The organism is Gilliamella sp. Occ4-3 (assembly GCF_001690675.1).
Lineage (GTDB): Bacteria > Pseudomonadota > Gammaproteobacteria > Enterobacterales > Orbaceae > Gilliamella > Gilliamella bombi.
Window position 1 is genome coordinate 1 of record NZ_LZHR01000050.1, and the last position, 16,847, is coordinate 16,847.

Here is a 16,847-nt window from a genome sequence, read left to right on the forward strand (position 1 = left end):
GGGTCTTTCCTAAATGCTTTAATCGTATCAGAAAGCTCGGCTATCAATGGAACCATAAGCGTGTTTATCGGGTGTATTGTGAATTAAAGCTTAATCTCAGAGTAAAACGAAAAAAACGCATTCCTCCACGATGCCCGGAAAAGCTATTGGTGCCTAATAAACAAGGTGAATGTTGGTCAATGGATTTTATGAGTGATAGTAGCCGTAATCAACGTCGCTTTAGGACATTCAATGTTATCGATGACTTTAATCGTGAGGCGCTAGGGATTGATATTGCAGTAAGTTTACCAGCAGGAAGGATTACCCGTTACTTAGATAAACTGGCTGAATATCATGGATATCCATTAAAAATACGGGTCGATAATGGGCCAGAATTTACAGGAAAAACCTTTATAAACTGGGCTAAATCACATAATATAACCATTGATTATATCCAGCCTGGTAGCCCTTATCAAAATGGCTATATTGAACGATTTAATCGTACCTATCGTACTGAAGTACTCGATTTATATCTTTTTAACAACTTAGCACAAGCAAGGAAAATAACCGAAGAATGGCTAACGATTTATAACACCGAAAGACCGCATGAGGCATTAAATAACATGACACCGATTGAGTATAAAACACTAAAACAAGCAGCTTAATTTTCTACGTGAGTTGTGTACTAAGTTTGGGGCATTTACATCTGTTTTATACTTGAATTTACGTGCTGCTTTACTCTGTAATCCCAATTGTTGCAAAACACGGCTAATTGTCCTTTCTGAAACTTGATAGCCCGCTTCCCTTGCATCATAAAGCAGGCTTGGCGCACCCAAACGGGCATTATGTTGCCAATACTGCTTTTTAATATACTCGCTGAGTTTAGCTGATTTGTTTGCTCTTTTTAACCAAGCATAATAACCCGATGAACTGACACCAAGTAATGAGCATATCCTAGTAACGGGATAGCAGGTTAAATGATTTTTCATATAAGCGTACTTCATCGACTTGGATTGTTGATGAAGTACACATGCGCCTTTTTTAGTATATCATTAGCCATTTTCAGTTCTTTAATCTCTTTTTCTAACGCCATAATCCGCTGTTGCTCAGCGGTTAACTCTCGACGGCTAGTTTTATTCGGGGAAAGTTGCCTAATCCATTTATCTAGGGTTGATTTACCCACACCTAGATGATTGGCAAGTTCGCTGATAGAAAGGTGTGCATTAGATAACGCATAATCCACTGATTGTTGTTTGAATTCGATACTAAATTTTTTGACCATGATATTTGTCTCCTATGATTTTTATTTATATCATAGAGGCGACTTTTGTCCACTTTTTTGGCGAGGATCAATAATGTAAAGTAATTTTATTTTTCATAGATAGCGACTTTAGTCGCTTTTTTCACGCCTAAAATTCCCCTTCACAATTTCAAAACCCTCTACAGATTAAAAAACAAGCAATCAAACAAAATTCAATTGCATAAAAACAACAACTTAACAACTTGATTAAAAATAATAACAACTTTAGGTGTTAATGTTAATAACAACTTATGTTGTAATAATTACATCAAATCAACTTAACAAACAATTAAGCAATAGAACGGTTTTGATAAATAGTCGAACGGCGCGACTTAAAACCCTGCGTCGGGTGCTTGGCGGGTTCATGAAGAACGGCAATAAGACACGATAAATAATTAGATTTCAAACTCAAGCTTATTTTATTAAGTGCGCTTGAATTTGAAGCATAAGAAAGGAGATAGATTATGTTACATAGAGCTGTAGAAAATGGTTACGAAAATGCTTATTGCAACATGATGAAGCATTCTGAAATGCAAGATGCTAAAGAAGCAGAAATTAAAGCTCAGTCAAACAAGCTTTATGACAAGCTCAGCGATAGTGATTATCTAGAAATTGAAGAAAAAATAATGAAAGCGTTTGGTTGGGATGATGTTGACACTGATTCAGTTCAAAAAGCATTAAAGCTCATATGTTATGAAAAAGCTGAATTTATTTTTAATGAAAAAAATAAAAAATCATTTTATTAAGCTAACGAATTCTGACAACTCGGAAAGACGAGTACATGCAAATCCTTTGCCCTCTTTTGAGGGCTTTTTTTGAGGGATTCATTAAATGAATAAAAAAATTAAAGAAGCTAGCGATTTAACTAACAAATTAATATCTGATGCTGTTAAAAATATTCAATCAAATAATGACGATTACATCATAGATTATTTTGCTGAGTTGATTTTATCTGTCAAAGCTGAGCTTGGTATAGCTACATATACAAACGCAAAGAGCGCAATAAAAAATGAAATAAGAATTAGCTCAAATTTTATGACATCGCTAGATAGCGCTATAGTTTTTGCAAGAAGAATCATCTATTTTAATTTAGTTTTGAGACCCGAAACGGCTTGGCGCCTGCCTTAAAAGCGCCCTTTTATTCTTAAGCATATTTGCCCGTGAATTGAGTAACGGGCTTTTTTACAGAATTAGCAGTTAGGAATTTACGGGGGATTAAACAATGACAAGTAAAAAGATTATTGAGCGATTAACACTGCAAGATTGGTATGTTAAATGTGAAACTGAGCACGAAGTGGCATTAGTATTAAACGCGTGCTTGGATGCAGAAGTTAACTGGTCTCATGGAGCGTCTGCGTCGTGCTTACCTGACCTGATGTTACAGGAAAAGCCTTTATTTATTGGGCAAGATGCGGAATATGGATGCGGTTTGTGTTGGGATGATCTGGAACCATTTCGCATTAGTAAAAATAACGAAGACATAACAGATTGGTTTTTCGAAGAGCTGAGGAAATAGCATGAACACAATACCGATTGATCATGTCGGCTGTAATGTTTATCAAACAGACCGATTTAATATTAATTACAGAATGACTAAGGGCGAGCAAATATACGCCCTTTTTTGTGTCTTAATTGTGACATTCGGCGGGTTGTTTATGCTGATTCATTGGATGTTAGAAGTAGCGACTAATTAAAGGAAATATAAAAATGGCAACAGAAATTATTCAAGCAAATACTGATTTTTTTACCAATAAATTTAATTGACAAAGCAATTACAAAAGGTACGGACATAGCGAGCCTTGAAAAGCTGATGGACTTGCAAGAGCGTTGGGAAAAATCACAAGCGCAAAAAGAGTTTAATCGTGCACTAGCCAAATTCCAGCAAGAATGTCCAACTCTAACAAAAAAGAAAGCTGGGCATAACTGCAAATATACTCCTTTAGGCGACATTATAGCTCAAATTAAAGATGTTCTATTTAACAACGGATTAAGTATTAGATTTGAGCAAGATCATAGTAATGGGATAACCGTTTCTTGCATCGTTAGTCATTTAGACGGACACAGTGAATCCACTACGATGAGCGCATCTCCGGATAAATCTGGCAATAAAAATGATGTTCAAGCGATCGGTTCAACTGTCACTTATTTACAGAGATACACATTAATTGGCGCACTCGGAATCACAACAGCAGACGAGGACATGGATGGACGAATAAATAGCAATAAAGTCGATCCTGAATATCTAAATCTACTTTTATCATTATGTGAACAGCACGTTGTTAATGGCATTGATTTATTCCGTGATTTTTGGAAATCACTAACAAAAAAACAACGCGAAATAATTGGGACAGATAAAATGAATGAATTTGTAAACAAGGCAAAAGAACATGGAACAGCGAACTGATGAGTGGTTTCAGGCTAGGCTTGGTAAAGTAACAGCAAGCAAAATTAGCGATGTGATGACAAAAACAAAAAACGGCTATGCAGCTAGCCGTCAAAATTACATGGCTCAGCTAATTTGCGAACGGCTAACAGAAAAACCAACCGAATCATACTCTAACGCAGCAATGCAACGAGGCACTGAATTAGAACCTGAAGCCAGACGTTGCTACGAGCTTGAAAACCTTTGCAAGGTAAGCGAGGTTGGTTTTATCCTCCACCCTACAATTGCAAACGCTGGCGCTAGCCCTGATGGTTTGGTAAACGATGATGGTTTAATTGAAATCAAATGCCCAAATACGTGGACACACCTAGAATTCATGCAGACAAAAAAGCCAAAGCGTGAGTACATTTTGCAAATGCAATGGCAAATGATGTGCACAGGTCGAAAATGGTGCGATTTTGTCAGTTATGACGATAGATTACCAGATAATTTGAGTTTTAGGTGCATACGAATTCATTACGACGAAGTATTAGCTCAAGAAATAGAAGCAGAAGTAATTAAGTTTTTGCAAGAACTAGATGAGCGTATCAAACAAATAGAAGCCGCATAACCGTCCTAGTGACGGTTTTTTTTAAAAGGAAAGAATTATGACAAGATTAACTAAAACTATCAAAGAGCAAATTTGTAAAAATGCAATTGATCAATCGCTAGTAAATAAAGAGCTGAAAACAGCAAATGAAAATTTATCTAAATTAGCTCTTGATGTTTATAACGATAACGTGACTGCTGAACAGCTAAAAGAAGCGGATGAGATAAGAGCCCGCGGCAAAGGGTTGCCATTTTATAGAGGTGGTGTTTTTTACACTTGCAACTACGTGACATGTTATTTTGCTGGGTTAAGCGCATGTCTAACATTACCGCCTGAGCGTGATTTTTACGAATTAAAAGAGTATCCGGTATACACAGCTAATCATGAGTTTTCAAAACGTTTTTTATCATTACAGAATCAGCTCGAAAAATTAACAGGGCAAAAAAATAACTTAGAGTATGAAATTATGGCTATCTTAAATAGTTGTGCAACTCTAAAAAAATTACAGGAAATATGGCCAGAATCAGTCAACTTTTTAGACGGTATACAAGTGAATGTTATTAAAGCCAATTTACCTGCCGTCGTAGTTGAAGATTTAAATAAAAAGCTAGGTATAACAGCAAGCTAAAAATAACGTCTGGTATATGCGTTGATGATTAGTGTTAGCAGAGACCTGTCCTCCTTTTAGTAGCGCACTAGTTTGAAATATACAGGCCGTATTGTTTGACATGACGGTAGTCACGCCGTTGGCGACAGAGTGACACCCACCAAATTACTACATCAGAGAGTTTTAAAATGGCTATTCTAAACAAATCACAAACAGAGAAGCAGAATAAAGATTACTGGCGAACGTCAGAATTATTGATCAATGATGCGTTAACACTGCTTAACATAAAAGGCTTTGGTACTGATGTATGTTGCTCAAGTGAAGATGTGAAAATAAATAGCGCAACTTGTTATATAACTGAATCTAACAATGCGTTAGAGAGTAATTTATGGTTTTTAGCTAGTAACCCAAGTATCACCTCATTTTGCAACCCTCCTTTTTCACGGAAATGGGAGTTTTTCCAAAAGGCAGTAGAACAAGTTAACAAATGGAGTCAGCAAGTGTTAATGGTCCTGCCATACACTCCTGCAACAAAAGCGTGGAGTGACAACGTACATGGTCAAAACTATATTATTTATGTTCCCGACGGTCGTTATCAGTATTTATTGCCGAACGGTGAAAAATCGGTCAATAACTGTAATTTTGATACCTGTTTGATTCTTATTGTGCCGTTTCACTGTGGAAATGTAATTGTTAATTATAAGCGAGGTTTAAGTGAGTGAAAAAGTATATGACGTTGATTTACCGCTGCCACAATTTAGTTTATTCGACCCTGTTTTATATAACGGCATGAGAACAGAAATCGCAAATAATGATATTTATTATGCATATGATGAATCGGGTGTTATGTGCCCGTGGTATCACGTTCCTGTCTTTATAGACGGGTTTATTAGCATTCAACTAGTACCAGAAACAGATTTAACGGAGGTGAGAAGTGACTAAATTAAATTGGCGTAAATATCCCGATAACGTGCCAGAAAAAGAAAACGGCATTGCTCAAAAGCTGTGTATCGTACGTATTAGGTTTTTAAATAATTGTGGTGAATTATGTGAGTCAACAACATTTGACTGGTACGACGAACACGCAGAATTCGACGAGTGGATAGATGATTATATTGGTAAATGGTCTAGGCATGATAACGATGAAATAACTCACTGGATTTATGCAGATGAGATACCGCTACCTAAGGAGTAATTATGTCAGAAAAAATAACGTTTGTAGTGAGCGCGCGAATTGGTCCGTCATACAATGAAGTAGAAATAGAAGTTGATAAAGCTGAATATGAAGCCGCGGAAGATAAAAATGCTTACGAACAAGAGTTAGTTGATTCTTATTTTCCAGATCTTGTAGAGATTGGAATAGGTGTCAAGGAGTAATTATGATTAAAGATAAAAACCCATTAACACGAACTGAACTATTAAAAAAGGCTATTGCTTGCGTTAAAGAAATTGAAAAAATACAGCAACAAATTGATAAACAACTGGAGCAAGAAAATGGCAAATAGAGGGATAAACAAGGTAATTTTAGTAGGCAATTTAGGGCAAGACCCAGAGGTCCGTTACATGCAAAATGGTAACGCAGTTGCTAATTTAAGTGTCGCAACATCAGAATCATGGAAAGATAAACAAACCAATGAATACCGTGAACGTACTGAATGGCATCGCGTTGTTATTTTCGGTAAATTAGCTGAAATTGCTGGCGAATACTGTAAAAAAGGTTCGCAAGTTTATCTTGAAGGACAATTACAAACAAGAAAGTGGCAAGATCAATCAGGACAAGATCGTTACACAACCGAAGTTGTAGTTAACCCTATTGGTGGTACTTTACAGATTTTAGGTAGTCGTGATAGTGATAGCACTAGTCAGCAACCGCCGCAACAATCTAAACCGCCAGCTGCACCAGCTCAGCAAAATGAGTTTATAGATGACAATATTCCTTTTTAATCAATGGCTTATAAAGTTACCCACAAAATCTGTTAATAACTCACTGAACAACCACCCTATTCTATTAATTTTACAAATATCACGCTGATTATTTGGCGTAGATACTTTTTATGGGAATAATTATGCAAATTGATGAATCCGTATTTAACCACGGCAAAATCGAATTTCAACATATCGACTATGGTTATGTTTTCTTGTTTGATAACGAGCTTTATATGAAGATTGAATTAGACCCGATTATTCTGTCGTTTGTTTTCAAATGCTCATCTAAAGGTGTACACGAAATAACTAACGGATGCGCAATCAATCTTATTAGCGGTCAAGGAGAAGTGTTTGCTGATAACTGTATGGTCGAACCAGTAAAAGCTGTAATTAAAAGGAAATAATCATGAACAAACCAGTTCTTGACGTTTGCTGTGGCTCTCGCATGTTCTATTTTAACAAACTCGATGATCGAGTTTTGTTTTGTGATAAGCGAAATGAGAGTCATATTTTGTGTGATGGTCGAGTATTAAACATCAATCCAGATGTGCAAGTCGATTTCACTGCCCTGCCGTTTGATGATGAAACTTTTTATCAAGTTTGTTTCGATCCGCCCCATCTAATCAAAGTTGGCCACAACAGTTGGCTAGCAAAAAAATATGGACAACTTAATAAGTCAACTTGGCAAGATGATTTAAGAAAAGGCTTTAGTGAATGCTTTCGAGTGCTAAAAACTAACGGCACGCTAATCTTTAAATGGAACGAAACAGATATACCAGTTAAAGAGATTTTGGCATTGACAGAATACGAACCGCTTTTTGGACACATCAGCGGTAAAAGGTCCAACACTCATTGGATATCATTTATTAAGAGGAAACAATTATGACTAAACAATTAACTTTCATCGGTCACAGCGACGATATTTTTAGTGTATCAATAAATGGAAAACCTGTCGAAGAAATCGACTGTTTCGATGAACTAGCGCGATATAAAGTTAGTTCCGGCGAAAATCAGTTTTACGTCATCGGTGAGTACGTTACTCCCGGCGTTTGGATGATTGGCGTTGCCCAAATAGATCAGGGTATACCAATTCCAAATTGGAATATTCAGTTGACTCATGAGCACGATTACAGCCCCGCTTTAACAATTGAATGCCCAGATGACGTAAAAATCGAAGAATGTTAAACAATATCCTCCCTCATTGCGGGAGGTAACGTCCAATGAATTAACGCCAAATTTGGCGAAATATTAAAGGTGAGAAATGAAAAAACGTAGGTCGGTAACAATAAGCGTAACTCCAGCTGAATATGATTCTATTTGCACCGCATTCGGAGAGTATTTTAATAAATGCGAGGGCGCTGATGATGATGTTTTTGTAGAAGACGCTAATCGGGACGGAAATAATTTTAAAACGTTCCAAAAAAAATATAAAAGAGCGTGTCAAAGACAGCTGGTAAAAGACACTGTTAAAAAAGCACTAGCTACACAAAAAAGCAAAGAGAGATAATTGTTATTGCTGAGTGTTATTTGTTGATGAGAGATGAGAAAATTATAGGAGTAAATAATGGTAAATAATTTAACAATTGAAGACCCAAGATATAGCAAATCACAGGTTTGCGGCTACATGGGCGGATTAGATCAAACCACGTTAGACAAATGGGTGGCGAAAGGAGAATTTCCAAGGCCCGATTTATATTTAGGTAGACATCCGCGTTGGAAGCTGTCTACCATCAACGCTTATCTCGCCCAAAAAGAACAAGAATATCAATCATGCGGTTAGGCTATCTATATAGTCCGCATACCATTGCATCATTTCCCTGCGCCCCTCCAAATATTGTGCGTGATTGTAAATACCACGCACATTCCCTTCTTCGTGATTTAATTGTTTTTCTATCCAGTCACGATTAAAACCATGCTCATTTAACACACTTGAAAACTGATGTCTAAATCCGTGACCAGTTGCACGATTAGCAAATCCCAACCGTTTTATTAAACCCAAAATAGCGCCGTTAGACATGTGTTTTGAACTGCTATTTCTACCAGAAAAAACATATTCTCCCCGCCCTGTAATTGGTTGTAAAAATTTAAGAATATTAATAGCCTGATTAGATAGCGGAACCACGTGAACGCGTGATTTTTTCATTGATTCTTTGGGTAGTATTATGTATTTTTTCTCAAGATCAACATACTCCCATTTGCAACTCAATAATTCCATGGTTCTGACAGCCGTTAATATTAATAATTCTGTAGCATAACGAACCAAAATATTACCTGAATACGATTGCAGAGCCTTCAAGAACTCGCGCATGTCATCTTCCATCAAAAATGCGTAATTTTCTGGCGTATGCGTGATCATGGCTTTAGCTAATTCACGCGCAGGATTGTTTTCCGCTTTCTCTGTAATAATTGCATATTGAAAAACTTCGGTACATCGTTGACGCATTTTTTTTGCAATCTCCAATGCGCCTCTATTTTCTATTTGTTTTAAACAGTTTAGCATTTCTAGAGGCTTGATTTGCGCAATATCCATATCGCCAACGAACGGGAATATATCTCTTTCAAAATACCGAATAATCATTTCTCTGGTATTGATAGACCAATTCCGTTTTTTTGTATCAAACCATTCAATAGCTATCTTCTCAAAAGTGTTACCTTGAGATATATTTGCAAGTAAAGATTTTCTTTTCCTCTCGACAGCTGGATCTTTACCGTGAGCAAGCATCTGCCGAGCCAATTCTTTTTCATTGCGCGCATCCGATAAACTAATATACGGATATTTACCTATTGTTAACGTTTTTCTTTTACCGTTAAATTGATAATCGTAACGCCAAGATTTAGTACCTGATGGTGTAATATACAAATACAAACTTTCAAAATCTGGTAGTTTATACGGTTTTTCCTTGGGCTTGGCTGATTCAATGGCTTTTATAGTTAACATGTTACGGTATTTTAGATTACGGTATTAAAATATACCGTAAATATACCGTTTAAATGTTTGCGTTGTCAATCGTTTAGAATCGTGTTTAGTCGTGTCGAAATGCCTTAAAACACTGTTAAAATAAGGCTTAAATCGTAGAGTATCGTTTTTAATCTTGTTTGCGATCTCGACCCCAGCAGGAATCGAACCTGCAACTAGCCCTTAGGAGGGGCTTGTTATATCCATTTAACTATGAGGTCATAGGGTTGTACATTTTAATAAATTTTATTAGATAATGCCATTTAAATAACGAAAAATTTTCTATTTTAAGTAATCATGATACAATCGCATCATAATTAACCTCATTACTTTTAATCGAAGATACTATGAAAAAACGAATTGTTGGTATGATGTTTTCTGTAATGGCACTCACAAGTTGTGCTACTTATCAAGCCGAAACTAATTCCTATAGTGATCCGTTATCAGGTTTTAACAAAACCATGTTTGATGTTAACTACTATGCGCTTGATCCCTATGTTTTGCGTCCTGCCGCAGTAGCTTGGAAAGATTATGTTCCGTCTCCTGTTCGTACAGGTGTAGTTAACTTTTCATCTAACCTTTCTGAACCAGCTTCAATGGTGAACAACTTATTACAAGGTGACGTTCATAAAGCTGGAACACATTTAGCACGATTCTTTTTAAATACCGTTTTCGGTTTTGCTGGTTTGATGGATGTTGCTAGCATGTCTGATCCACAATTACAAAAAGGCGGCAAACGAACTTTTGGTGATGTTCTTGGTCATTACGATGTACCTTATGGTCCTTATGTTGTACTGCCATTTTATGGTTCAGCAACATTGAGAGAAGAAGGTGGTGGTATTGTTGACACCCTTTATCCTCCACTTGTTTGGATAGATTGGCAATGGATGTTGGCACGTGGTGTAATTAATGGTGTTGAAGCACGTGCAATGGCAATCGAGTATGAAGATCTGATTAAAAATAGCGATGATCCTTATAACTTTATGCGTAATGCTTACTTCCAACGTAATGACTTTGTGGCATCGGGTGGTAAAGTGGACGAAAGCAAGCAAAAACAACGTGAAGAATCGATTAATGATGTTATTAATGATATCGATTCACAATAACTTTTGTTAAATTATACGCTTTTATTAAATCATGTTAAAAACCGCCGTTAATTGGCGGTTTTTTATGTTCTTTTATTTATGATGATACTAATTTAATGATTTTTTATTTACATATTTATTTTGAGATTGATTTCATTTCTGGCAAATATTGCCAAAATCGGCTTGGCATTTGCTGACGTTGTAATTTAGGATTGATTCGTTCTTTTATAGTTAATGCATTACAATAGCGTAACCACATATTCTGAAATAGTACTTCGTCCTTAGATAGGTAATGTTGATTCACCTGACTATTAATAATCAGATCATCTTTATCAACGAGCGAGATCGGTTCAATACTGTGTAAATTATAGATATAACCATATTTGCGTTTTTCATCATATATAACCCACTTTTGATCGGCAAAACGATCTTTAAAAAATTTAAGAACCAAAGGCAATACGTTATAAATAGGAGCAATATTCGAAAAATAGATCTTATCTTCCCTTTCATTAGGCATTGTCGTATCTTTAAGAGGATTGTCAATTGCACTAAAACGTACAAATTGCATTATACGATGTCGCTCCCGACTAACTTTTTTGGCAATATCATGTACAAATAACACATCTTTATCGGCAAAATCCGTTTCGATTGATTTAGATGATTTAAATACCTTGCAAATATAACGAAAAACAATTAAATCACTTTCAGGCAATTCTGATAACCAAACATACATTAAATGACGAAGCGCCGCTTTACTAATCTTATTAATTAACGCCAAACGTACACGCTCATATTTAAGATCACAAAATTCAACATTATGCCTATTAGACACTAATAGCGGTTGAACCTGCCCAATAGCCAACAGGCATTCAGGCATCTTTTTGAGTTTAAAAGCATCAAATACCGCACATAGCAATCCTTCAAAGCTTTTATCATAATAAAACGCCAACATGTCTACCACTCCATGACTAATTGCTGTGAAATATTATCTTGTTTATCTTCTAACAAAGGCGGATCTTGCAACGATAGTCGGATATATTCGGCCGAAGAATCAAGCAATTTAAATTTTCTCATTTCATGACAAACAACAAAAAATTTTGCTCGCTTTAAAACAACACCAATACGTTTAAGCGCATCAAAAGTAAGCTTACGATGACGTCTTGCCATCACAATTAACTTGGCCGATTTAACACCGATACCTGGCACTCGCAAAATTTTTTGATAGCTATCACGGTTAACATCAACGGGAAAAAACTGCGGATTACGTATAGCCCAAGCCAGTTTAGGATCAACGCTTAAATCAAGATCAGGATATTGATCATTAACAATTTCATCAACATTAAAATCATAAAAACGCAATAACCAATCGGCTTGATATAAACGATTTTCTCGCACTCTTGGTACATCTTGTACAACAGGCAACCGCTTGTCGTAACCATTCACAGGAATAAACCCCGAATAATAAACTCGTTTCATACTTGGTCGTTTGTAAAGCTTGGCGGTTAATTGCAAAATCTGTTTATCGGATTCATCGGTTGCGCCAATAATAACTTGAGTACTTTGCCCAGCTGGTACAAATTTGGGGGCAGTGCGAAATTTTTTGCGATCTTCGATATTTTCTAACACATTTTGATGTATTTGACGCATAGGCTGATAGATACTTTGATGATCTTTATCAGGTGCTAATAATTTAAGATTTTCTTCAGTTGGAATTTCTAAATTAACACTCATTCTATCAACCAATAAACCTGCTTGATTAATTAACTCATTACTAGCACCAGGAATCGCTTTCATATGAATATAGCCATTAAAACCATATTCATTTCGCAAAATTTTTACCACTTTAATCATTCTTTCCATGGTATGATCTGGACTTCTTACAATGCCTGAACTAATAAATAAACCTTCAATATAATTACGGCGATAAAATTCAATGGTCACATCAGCCAACTCACGTGGTGTAAAACCTGCTCTTGGAATATCATTACTTTGACGATTAATACAATAAGCACAATCAAACATACAATAATTAGTGAGCATAATTTTAAGTAACGAAACGCATCGCCCATCGGCAGTAAATGTATGACAAATACCAGACTTATGTGCACTACCAATGCCTTTACCTTTATTACCTCTTGAAGCGCCACTTGATGAACAAGAAATATCATATTTTGCCGATTCAGCTAATATCTCAAGTTTAGTTATCATTTTTTCGTTCATATTGTGCCCATTAAAATAACTGTTTATATATACAGTGTATAATAATCATATAAAGCTTAGCAAGTAAATATTGTCGACAAAATCACTGTTACCTACGCTACGTAGGCAATTCTATTGATTTGATTACTTTTATATAAAGAATTAAGGCAATATCAAAAGATATAAATAAAAACATGGCAAGGTATTGTTCAGCTTACAACTGTACGCTATAATCAACAGACTTTTTTATATGAAGCCAGATAACTTAGGAGCTAAATAGTAAATGAAACGAGTTGTAATTACAGGGTTAGGAATTCTTTCAAGTATTGGAAATAATACTAAAGAAGTCTTAGAATCACTAAAAGTAGGTCGTAGTGGTATTACCTTTTCTCAAGAAATGAAAGATAGCGGGATGCGTAGCCATGTATGCGGAAATGTAAAACTTGACACTACTGGACTCATTGATCGCAAAGTTGTTCGTTTTATGAATGATGCTTCTATTTACGGTTATCTTGCTTTACAACAGGCTATTGAAGACGCAAAATTAACCCCTGAACAAGTCTCTAACCCTCGTACTGGCTTAATTGCTGGTTATGGTGGCTCAACTAAAACACAATACAATGTAGTAGCTGGAATGAAAGAAAAGGGATTACGAGGTGTAGGTCCTTATGCTGTAACTAAATCAATGTCGTCGGCAATTTCGGCTTGCTTAGCAACTCCATTTAAAATTAAAGGAATTAGCTACTCAATGACATCTGCTTGTGCGACATCAGTTCACTGTATTGGTCACGCTGCTGAACTTATTCAACTTGGCAAACAAGACATCGTCTTTGCGGGTGGTGGTGAAGAACTTTGCTGGGAAATGTCTTGCGAATTTGATGCCATGGGCGCTTTATCAACAAAATATAACGATAACCCAGAAAAGGCATCACGTGCTTATGATAAAAACCGTGATGGTTTTGTTATTGCTGGCGGTGCAGGTATGGTTGTAGTTGAAGAATTAGAACATGCGCTTGCTCGTGGTGCTCATATTTATGGCGAACTGGTTGGATATGGCGCAACATCAGACGGTCATGACATGGTTGCCCCATCAGGTGAAGGCGCAATGCGTTGTATGCAACTTGCCATTCAAGATTTAGATGTACCAGTTGATTACATCAACACCCACGGCACATCAACCCCAGTTGGTGATGTCAAAGAATTATGGGCAATCAAACAAGTATTTGGCGATAACATCCCTGCTATTTCATCAACCAAATCAATGACTGGTCATTCATTAAGTGCAACAGGTGCGCAAGAGCTTATCTATTCATTATTAATGTTAGAACATGGCTTTATTACACCAAGTATCAATATTGATGAACTTGATGAAGCAGCAATCGGCATGAACATTATTACTGAACCGACCGAGCGTGAGCTAACAACAGTCATGTCAAATAGCTTTGGTTTTGGTGGCACTAATGCCTCAATTGTAATGAAAAAATATAAAGCTTAATAAGTAAATTTAATTAATATCAATCAATAAAAACCGTTCTAGATTGAACGGTTTTTTGTAAGGTTGATAATAAAAATTAAATATTTATAAAACGTTACTTAAAAATAGCCGTGTTTATTCAGCAGCAATCTTATCAATAAAACCAATAGTAATAAGCAAAGTTTCGGCTTTAACTATAGCATCAATTTTAGTCATCTTTTTGACATCCTTATAATTATCTGCATTCGGCTTTGACGCTCTGATAAGGCAAGCATATTAGCATTGTGGTGCTATAAGTGTGTTTTTTACTTTAAAATCGTTCAGGTAGGCTATTGATTTTATTGAAGTTTTTATTTGCATTTTTAAATAAAATCAAACACTTATAAGCTAGTTTTTTATTACGTTGAATTTGACTTTTTAACAAAAGCGCAAGCTTTAAAATTGTTTCGGTCGGGCGTTGTTTTGGCTTTTAGTCATTAAACTCAGCGCCCCAACTTGTGTTGGGGCTTGGTTCTTTGTTACCTTGTTTACTCTATAATCCCCCGCCCTAAAGATTAAATATCAAATAATAAATGCTAAGGAGTGACACAAATCGCATTATAAATATTCGAATTTAGATGATCATTATAAGCATGGAATATCATACCATAGGCAGCATCGCTTACGAGGTATGGCAAACCGTGGAATTCACTAATGTCGCTTGTTATGCTAGTGGTAAAAATAGACTTGTTATTGCCGAAGTAATAATAAACCATACCCCATTCCGCAAAAAAACCAGCACCTATATGGCGCTCGTACATATTATTTTTTGAAGATGGCTTAGCACCAATAGCTCCTTTACAATTTTCACCCAAAAGACCTGCACAAACTGCATTAGTCAAATCCTTTACCTGTGGAACACGATAACCTACACTATTACACCAAGATGTTTGATTAAAATAAGTATTATCGCTTTCTCCACGATGCACAAACCACTTTTGCAGAACAAATCCATATCTTACTACCACATTTTCATTACTATCTTTACCCTCTAGTTCAAATACCTGCGGTAAATTTGGTTTAGGAATTGGACCTGGGCTGTTTGTTTGTTTTTGAGCATCACTTGCTTTAGGGCCTGTTAACATAACGCGAGTTACTTTCTCTCCATTGGGAAGCCACCAATCCCACAAATTTGCTTCCGTTTTTATCACAGTAGCAGTTATTCCTCCACGGGTGACTGGAGCCCAAGTTAACTGCTCGCTATCAACGCCACTTATGATTAAATCAAAATACAATCCATCACTACCCGTTGTCGGAAAATTTCGACCATACTGTATCGGCGTAGCTGATTGAGTCAAAAACCCTTTATCTGGATTCCATATATCAACTGGACCAGCAAAATAATCTTTACCTTCTATTAGATTCGGCCTTGCAAAACAGATAGCTGCCGATGATTTTGGATTGATATAATATGTTGTACGACTTTCTGTGAAGGTATTAATATCTGGTACACCATACAAAGTTTTTAAATAACCTTCTGTACTACTTAACTCTACTTTATAAGGCGCATTACATATCGTTAATACTTCATTACGATTAACCGTTTGGTTATTTTTATCAGTAATACTCAGCGTGATATCCCCACTTGCTGTTATACTATCTTCATTTCCGTCTCCATCATCATCACCCCACTTACCCTGTGCAACTAATCCATTTATACTTATTGAGTTACTTGATTGCGGAACCAACATGTCTATATCAGCAAAACTTTGACCCATTGCTGGTAACACAATCGGACTTGTTGATGATGAAGGATTATTTTGCGGTGTGAATATTCGACCGTCCGATAACTTAATACTTAATAAGTCATCTGTGGTAGTCAATTTAGTAGTACCATCATCAATAGTTAAATAAGGCGCAGTACCGTGAATGCGCTCAGAAGTCGTGGCCGATAAAGCCTGCGATTCTAAAGAGTACGGCAATAACAACAAAGGCACTACTGCCAATGGATTTTTTGAAAATAGTTTTGTGGATAATTTCGAAAATAATTCGAGAAATGATTTCGACGATATAAATAAATTTCGAGTAAAAACTTGTCGAATAGGATTATTTGATAAATTTAAGACATAGGTTTGCCAGTGCTTGTGCCTTGTGCCTTGTGCCTAAAAGGGTACTGCATTTTGTTCCACCTGTCAAGTAATATTTTGTTTTATTTCAATTTTTTATAATTATTCACTTATTTTTCTAAAGCTGTGAAAGTATAGCCGTAAAAAAAATAGTTGGCTAGTTTTTTGGCGGACTTTTTTGTAAAGAAATGTAAATAAATTTAAAGAAACATAAAGATAGAAATGATTCAGTTATAAAAATAGG

The 16,847-nt window shown here is 36.1% G+C and carries 27 protein-coding genes and 1 tRNA gene; 21 read left to right on the forward strand and 7 right to left on the reverse strand.

Annotated features, from left to right (window positions below; all coding sequences use genetic code 11):
• On the forward strand, positions 1–644 hold a 644-nt coding region (locus tag A9G44_RS05430), incomplete at its 5' end, for an IS3 family transposase (protein WP_065609647.1).
• Here A9G44_RS05430 and A9G44_RS05435 read toward each other — a convergent pair.
• On the reverse strand, positions 627–968 hold the full coding sequence (locus tag A9G44_RS05435) for an IS3 family transposase (protein ID WP_179854808.1): 342 nt from the start codon (positions 966–968) through the stop codon (positions 627–629). The genes A9G44_RS05430 and A9G44_RS05435 overlap by 18 nt on opposite strands.
• A gap of 11 nt (positions 969–979) precedes the next feature.
• On the reverse strand, positions 980–1,261 hold the full coding sequence (locus A9G44_RS05440) for an IS3 family transposase (protein WP_065579793.1): 282 nt from the start codon (positions 1,259–1,261) through the stop codon (positions 980–982).
• Between the two features lie 482 nt (positions 1,262–1,743).
• Here A9G44_RS05440 and A9G44_RS05445 point away from each other — a divergent pair, with 482 nt between their 5' ends.
• From A9G44_RS05445 to A9G44_RS05520, 18 genes are all read left to right on the forward strand, one after another.
• Positions 1,744–2,025 carry a hypothetical protein gene (locus tag A9G44_RS05445; protein ID WP_065609651.1) on the forward strand — a complete coding sequence of 94 codons (282 nt, stop codon included), beginning with the start codon at positions 1,744–1,746 and terminating at the stop codon, positions 2,023–2,025.
• Positions 2,026–2,110: 85 nt separating this feature from the next.
• Positions 2,111–2,407, forward strand: a complete 297-nt coding sequence (locus A9G44_RS05450) for a hypothetical protein (RefSeq protein WP_065609653.1) — start codon at positions 2,111–2,113, stop codon at positions 2,405–2,407.
• 94 nt (positions 2,408–2,501) lie between these two features.
• Positions 2,502–2,795 carry a hypothetical protein gene (locus A9G44_RS05455; RefSeq protein ID WP_065609656.1) on the forward strand — a complete coding sequence of 98 codons (294 nt, stop codon included), beginning with the start codon at positions 2,502–2,504 and terminating at the stop codon, positions 2,793–2,795.
• A gap of 1 nt (position 2,796) precedes the next feature.
• A complete protein-coding gene (locus A9G44_RS13475; RefSeq protein WP_179854809.1) occupies positions 2,797–2,973 on the forward strand; it encodes a hypothetical protein in 177 nt (58 codons plus the stop codon).
• A 116-nt stretch (positions 2,974–3,089) separates the two neighbouring features.
• Positions 3,090–3,683 (forward strand): ERF family protein, encoded by a 594-nt coding sequence (locus A9G44_RS05460; RefSeq protein ID WP_065609658.1) that lies wholly within the window; start codon positions 3,090–3,092, stop codon positions 3,681–3,683.
• Complete coding sequence (locus tag A9G44_RS05465; RefSeq protein ID WP_065609659.1) at positions 3,667–4,272, forward strand: lambda exonuclease family protein; 606 nt, start codon at positions 3,667–3,669, stop codon at positions 4,270–4,272. Before A9G44_RS05460 ends, A9G44_RS05465 begins: the two co-directional genes overlap by 17 nt.
• 37 nt (positions 4,273–4,309) lie before the next feature.
• Entirely contained in the window at positions 4,310–4,879 is a 570-nt protein-coding gene (locus A9G44_RS05470; RefSeq protein ID WP_065609661.1) for an Nmad5 family putative nucleotide modification protein, read from the forward strand.
• 167 nt (positions 4,880–5,046) lie between these two features.
• A complete protein-coding gene (locus tag A9G44_RS05475) occupies positions 5,047–5,580 on the forward strand; it encodes a DNA N-6-adenine-methyltransferase (RefSeq protein ID WP_065609663.1) in 534 nt (177 codons plus the stop codon).
• A complete protein-coding gene (locus A9G44_RS05480) occupies positions 5,573–5,800 on the forward strand; it encodes a hypothetical protein (RefSeq protein ID WP_065609665.1) in 228 nt (75 codons plus the stop codon). The genes A9G44_RS05475 and A9G44_RS05480 overlap by 8 nt, the downstream gene beginning before the upstream one ends.
• The gene (locus A9G44_RS05485) at positions 5,793–6,053 is read left to right on the forward strand and encodes a hypothetical protein (protein ID WP_065609667.1); all 261 of its coding nucleotides are present in this window, start codon (positions 5,793–5,795) and stop codon (positions 6,051–6,053) included. Before A9G44_RS05480 ends, A9G44_RS05485 begins: the two co-directional genes overlap by 8 nt.
• A gap of 2 nt (positions 6,054–6,055) precedes the next feature.
• On the forward strand, positions 6,056–6,235 hold the full coding sequence (locus A9G44_RS05490) for a hypothetical protein (protein WP_065609669.1): 180 nt from the start codon (positions 6,056–6,058) through the stop codon (positions 6,233–6,235).
• A gap of 2 nt (positions 6,236–6,237) precedes the next feature.
• Entirely contained in the window at positions 6,238–6,363 is a 126-nt protein-coding gene (locus A9G44_RS13805) for a hypothetical protein (protein ID WP_257006583.1), read from the forward strand.
• The gene (ssb, locus tag A9G44_RS05495) at positions 6,353–6,802 is read left to right on the forward strand and encodes a single-stranded DNA-binding protein (protein ID WP_065609671.1); all 450 of its coding nucleotides are present in this window, start codon (positions 6,353–6,355) and stop codon (positions 6,800–6,802) included. Before A9G44_RS13805 ends, ssb begins: the two co-directional genes overlap by 11 nt.
• Positions 6,803–6,912: 110 nt before the next feature.
• The gene (locus tag A9G44_RS05500; protein ID WP_065609673.1) at positions 6,913–7,188 is read left to right on the forward strand and encodes a hypothetical protein; all 276 of its coding nucleotides are present in this window, start codon (positions 6,913–6,915) and stop codon (positions 7,186–7,188) included.
• Positions 7,189–7,190: 2 nt separating this feature from the next.
• Positions 7,191–7,670, forward strand: coding sequence for a class I SAM-dependent methyltransferase (locus tag A9G44_RS05505; RefSeq protein WP_065609675.1), 480 nt, complete (start codon positions 7,191–7,193; stop codon positions 7,668–7,670).
• Complete coding sequence (locus A9G44_RS05510) at positions 7,667–7,969, forward strand: hypothetical protein (protein ID WP_065609677.1); 303 nt, start codon at positions 7,667–7,669, stop codon at positions 7,967–7,969. The genes A9G44_RS05505 and A9G44_RS05510 overlap by 4 nt, the downstream gene beginning before the upstream one ends.
• Before the next feature lie 76 nt (positions 7,970–8,045).
• A complete protein-coding gene (locus A9G44_RS05515) occupies positions 8,046–8,291 on the forward strand; it encodes a hypothetical protein (protein ID WP_065609679.1) in 246 nt (81 codons plus the stop codon).
• Positions 8,292–8,348: 57 nt separating this feature from the next.
• Complete coding sequence (locus A9G44_RS05520; protein WP_065609681.1) at positions 8,349–8,564, forward strand: helix-turn-helix transcriptional regulator; 216 nt, start codon at positions 8,349–8,351, stop codon at positions 8,562–8,564.
• Here the strand turns inward: A9G44_RS05520 and A9G44_RS05525 are convergent.
• A complete protein-coding gene (locus A9G44_RS05525) occupies positions 8,553–9,722 on the reverse strand; it encodes a tyrosine-type recombinase/integrase (protein WP_065609683.1) in 1,170 nt (389 codons plus the stop codon). The two genes, A9G44_RS05520 and A9G44_RS05525, sit on opposite strands and share 12 nt — an antisense overlap.
• A gap of 167 nt (positions 9,723–9,889) precedes the next feature.
• Positions 9,890–9,961 (reverse strand) — tRNA-Arg (locus tag A9G44_RS05530).
• Positions 9,962–10,087: 126 nt separating this feature from the next.
• Here A9G44_RS05530 and A9G44_RS05535 point away from each other — a divergent pair.
• Positions 10,088–10,846: an MlaA family lipoprotein gene (locus A9G44_RS05535; RefSeq protein WP_065609686.1), complete on the forward strand. Its 759-nt coding sequence runs from the start codon at positions 10,088–10,090 to the stop codon at positions 10,844–10,846.
• Positions 10,847–10,961: 115 nt separating this feature from the next.
• Here the strand turns inward: A9G44_RS05535 and A9G44_RS05540 are convergent, their stop codons facing one another.
• Positions 10,962–11,777, reverse strand: a complete 816-nt coding sequence (locus tag A9G44_RS05540) for a TIGR03915 family putative DNA repair protein (protein WP_034910908.1) — start codon at positions 11,775–11,777, stop codon at positions 10,962–10,964.
• Between the two features lie 2 nt (positions 11,778–11,779).
• A complete protein-coding gene (locus tag A9G44_RS05545; RefSeq protein ID WP_065574327.1) occupies positions 11,780–13,045 on the reverse strand; it encodes a putative DNA modification/repair radical SAM protein in 1,266 nt (421 codons plus the stop codon).
• Positions 13,046–13,307: 262 nt separating this feature from the next.
• On the opposite strand from A9G44_RS05545, the gene fabB reads away from it, so the two are divergent.
• Positions 13,308–14,519 (forward strand): beta-ketoacyl-ACP synthase I, encoded by a 1,212-nt coding sequence (gene fabB, locus A9G44_RS05550; protein WP_034910913.1) that lies wholly within the window; start codon positions 13,308–13,310, stop codon positions 14,517–14,519.
• A 554-nt stretch (positions 14,520–15,073) separates the two neighbouring features.
• Here fabB and A9G44_RS05555 read toward each other — a convergent pair.
• The gene (locus A9G44_RS05555; RefSeq protein WP_143426323.1) at positions 15,074–16,483 is read right to left on the reverse strand and encodes a hypothetical protein; all 1,410 of its coding nucleotides are present in this window, start codon (positions 16,481–16,483) and stop codon (positions 15,074–15,076) included.
• Positions 16,484–16,847 lie beyond the last annotated feature (364 nt).